The sequence below is a fragment of the Kitasatospora sp. NPDC007106 genome, assembly GCF_040634455.1.
GTDB classification, from domain to species: domain Bacteria; phylum Actinomycetota; class Actinomycetes; order Streptomycetales; family Streptomycetaceae; genus Kitasatospora; species Kitasatospora arboriphila.
The window spans coordinates 1-3,936 of the sequence record NZ_JBEYFP010000572.1 but is presented as its reverse complement, the minus strand read 5'-3'; the positions used below and the strand labels follow the sequence as shown (position 1 = coordinate 3,936).

1 protein-coding gene and 2 pseudogenes are annotated in these 3,936 nt (G+C 70.6%); all 3 read left to right on the top strand.

Annotated features, from left to right (window positions below; all coding sequences use genetic code 11):
- Positions 1 to 99 (top strand): annotated as a pseudogene (locus ABZ641_RS28610) (ATP-binding protein); the annotation flags it as partial.
- Positions 100 to 470: 371 nt separating this feature from the next.
- Positions 471 to 3,860, top strand: coding sequence for a nitrate- and nitrite sensing domain-containing protein (locus tag ABZ641_RS28605; protein ID WP_359986323.1), 3,390 nt, complete (start codon positions 471 to 473; stop codon positions 3,858 to 3,860).
- Positions 3,861 to 3,870: 10 nt separating this feature from the next.
- Positions 3,871 to 3,936: pseudogene (locus ABZ641_RS28600) on the top strand (roadblock/LC7 domain-containing protein); the annotation flags it as partial.

Here is a 3,936-nt window from a genome sequence, read left to right as displayed (position 1 = left end):
GACACCCCCATCATCACCCTCGACGCCCGACGCCGGGACAGCGCCAAGAGCGCCCTCATCACCCTCGTCGAGCACGCCCTCCTGGCCCGCCTCCGGTAGGACAGGAACCCAGGACGGATGATGCAGCGCGCCCGCTCCGGTGCCCCCACGGGCACGGGAGCGGGCGCGCGTTTCTCCGTCGATAACAGTTCGGTAGGCATTTCGAGATCAACAGCGACACAGTGTGAGGTTCTCGATCCACTGTGCACTGTCGACCTTCCACTTGCTCCACAACTGTCCCTAAATGTCCGATTTATTCGGCACATCTCGGGTACGGAGAGCTGTTTGTCCCGCATCCCTCCACGTGCTGAAATTCCAGCTACCCCGTAGTCACCCCATATGGCAGTTCCACCCAGCAGCGGGCTGCGGCCGGCGGGGGTAGCCGCTGGATTGATTCATGGCCGCACCATCGGCCGAGAGGTTGTTGTCGAGTGAGGCGTAAGCAGCCAGACACCCCGCAGCGGCGGTCCGAGCCCCGCCCGAACGAGCAGGGACCCGGCGGTCAGGCACCGGCCGGCTTCTCCGCGTTCACGGCGGCCGAGGACCGGCCGCAGCCGCGCGGCGCCGCCGGCCCGCCGACCCAGATACTCAGCGGCCCGGGCAACCGCCCGGGCGGCGCCACGGGGCCGACCGGCACGTCCGGCGCCTCCGAGGCCGGCGGTGAGAGCGGCGGCCGGTACGAGTTCCTGGCCCCCCGGAACTGGCGCGTGCCGACCCGCCTGATCGCCATCCTGCTCGTGCCGGTCATCATCGGCCTGGTCTTCGGCGGCCTGCGCGTCAACACCTCGCTGGACGACTTCCACAAGGCCGACCGCGCGGTGAAGACCGCGAAGCTCGCGCACGCCGCGACCGACCTCGCGGACGCCCTGGAGAACGAGCGCGACCTCTCGATCGTGCCGATCCTCACCGGCTCCGACCCGCAGGGCCGGCTCGGCGAACTCCGCAAGAAGACCGACGACGCCCTCAAGGCGTACAACACGGCCTACGGCAAGATCTCCGACGACGACACGCTCAAGCGCCGCGACGCGGCCTTCCAGCAGCTCGTCGTCTTCCTGCCGCACCTGCGCGAGAACGCCTACAAGCCGGAGCTGCTCGCCTCGGCCACCCAGGCCGCGTACTCGGTGATGTTCGCCCCGCTGCTGGCCATCGACAACTCCGTCGGCTTCGGCTCCTCCAGCGTCACCAGCAAGGGCCGCGCGATCTACGCCATGTCGCTGGCCAAGGCCTCCGCCTCGACCCAGCGCGCGCTGATGGTCAACCTGCTCGCCGGCATCGCCCAGGGCACCGTCACCAAGTACGAGAACCAGGAACTGATCATCTCGCTCCTGGTGGCGAGCAAGCTCGAGACGACCGCCATCAGCGAGTTCTCCACCGGCTCCACCGCGGACGACGCCAAGGTCTACGCCGACGCCCTGGTCGCCCAGGCCGCGGCCGACCAGCGCGCCCCGCTGCGGATGCCCGACAACCAGAGCATCCCGACCGTCAACGGCCTGATGAACATCGGCCTGGCCTACTCCGACGCCGCCATGCGCGGCCAGCAGGACGGCAAGGAGGCGGCGGAGCGGCTCTTCGAGAACGCGAAGAACGCCGGTCTGACCGTCCAGAACTGGAACCAGGCCGCCGCCGGCCACATGAACGCCCTGCGCGCCACGGAATCCGCCCTCCTCAACGAGGTCGTCGGCGACGCGCAGAACATCAAGGACCGCGCCCAGACGGACGCCTTCCTCAACTCCGGCATCGTGATCGCCGCGCTGGCGCTCGCCGGTCTGCTCACCGGCTTCATCGCCCGCTCGATGATCCTCGGCATGCGCACCCTGAACACCGCCGCGCTGGACATCGCCAACCACCGTCTGCCCGACCTGGTCGAGAAGCTCTCCAAGACCGACCCGGACCGGGTCGACACCTCGGTCGAGCCGATCCCGCTGCGCGGCAAGGACGAGATCGGCGAGGTCGCCCGCGCGTTCGACCAGGTCCACTCGCAGGCGGTGTCGCTCGCGGCCGAGCAGGCCCTGCTCCGAGGCAACCTGAACGCGATCTTCTCCAACCTGTCGCGCCGCAGCCAGAGCCTGATCCAGCGCCAGCTGGCGCTGATCACCGACCTGGAGAACAACGAGGCCGACCCGGACCAGCTGGAGAACCTCTTCAAGCTGGACCACCTCGCGACCCGTATGCGCCGCAACGGTGAGAACCTCCTCGTCCTCGCGGGCGAGGAGCCCGGCCGCCGCTGGAACACCCCCGTCCCGCTGGTCGACGTGCTCCGTGCCGCCGCCTCCGAGGTGGAGCAGTACGAGCGCATCGAGCTCGCCGGCATCCCGGAGGCCGAGGTCGTCGGCGCCGCCGTGACCGACCTCGTCCACCTGCTCGCCGAGCTGCTGGAGAACGCCACCACGTTCTCCAGCCCGCAGACCCGCGTCCTGGTCAACGCCACCCGCCTGCCGGACGGCCGCGTCCTGGTCGAGATCCACGACAAGGGCATCGGCCTCACCGCCGACGACTTCGCGGAGATCAACGAGAAGCTGGCCGAGCCGCCCACGGTCGACGCGACCATCTCGCGCCGCATGGGCCTCTTCGTGGTCGGCCGGCTGTCCCAGCGGCACGACATCCGCGTGCAGCTGCGCCCGTCGGGCGAGTCCGCCGGCACCACCTCGCTGGTCATGCTCCCGATTGGCCTGACCCAGATGAACGCCGCGCCGGAGCCGGAGGAGCAGTTCACCGTCTCCCGGATCTTCTCCGAGCAGGAGCCGACCCAGGCCTGGCAGGACGACTGGAGCCAGCGCAGCGCCGCCGAGCTCGGCTTCGACGACCACCTGACCGGCGCCGGCAACGGCGGCTTCAGCCCCGCGCTGGAGTCCATGCAGCGCTCGCAGCGCCGCCGTGCCGCCGCCATCGAGGCCGGCCCGCACGACGAGGTCATCGACGCCGAGGCGGTCGAGACCACCGAGGCCCCCTACGCGGACGAGTACCAGCCCCAGGGCTACGAGCAGTCCGGCTACCAGGACCAGGGCTACGGCCAGGACCAGTACGCGCAGGACGGCTACGACCAGTACCAGGGCCAGTACGACCAGAACGGCTACCAGGAGCAGGGCTACGGCCAGGACGGCTACGACCAGTTCCAGGGCCAGTACGACCAGAACGGCTACCAGGGCATCCCGCAGCAGCAGGGCGCCCAGGACGACGCCTACCAGCCGTACGGCTACGAGGGGCAGTACGAGGCCGACCAGCCCGCCGGACACCCGTACGGGGCCGACGAGCAGCCCGCGCTGCCCCCGGCGGCCACGGCCGGCGGTCTCCCGCAGCGTCGCCCCGGCCAGCAGCTGGCCGGCGGCGGTGCCGGTGCCGGTGCCTTCGGCGGCGGCGACGAGAAGCCGAACTGGTTCGCCGGCGCCAAGGACACCTCCGACCCCGCCGGTGACAACCGCGGCCACGACGTGTCCGCGCTCGGCGGCTACGGCCCGACCGGCCCGACCGCGTCGAGCGCCTGGCAGTCCGCCAACGACGGCGGCTGGCAGCGGGCCGAGCAGGTCCGCGAGCCCTCGTCCGCCGGCACCACCCAGGCCGGCCTGCCGCGCCGGGTGCCCAAGCAGAACCTCGTGCCCGGCAACGCCAAGCCGACTCCGCAGGAAGGCCCGCAGGTCTCCCGCAACCCGGAGGAGGTCCGCGGCCGCCTGACCAACCTGCGCCGCGGCGTCGAGCAGGGCCGCAGCGCCGGCGGTGACCCGGGGGCCACCGGCAGCTTCCGCTTCGACCCGAACCAGGGTCGCGGCAGCAACCAGAACAGCAGCACCGATCTCTTCGGCGGCTCGAACCACCAGGAGCGTTGAGTTGAGTCAGATGAGCCAGGCCGCACAGAACCTGAACTGGCTGATCACCAATTTCGTGGACAACACCCCCGGGGTG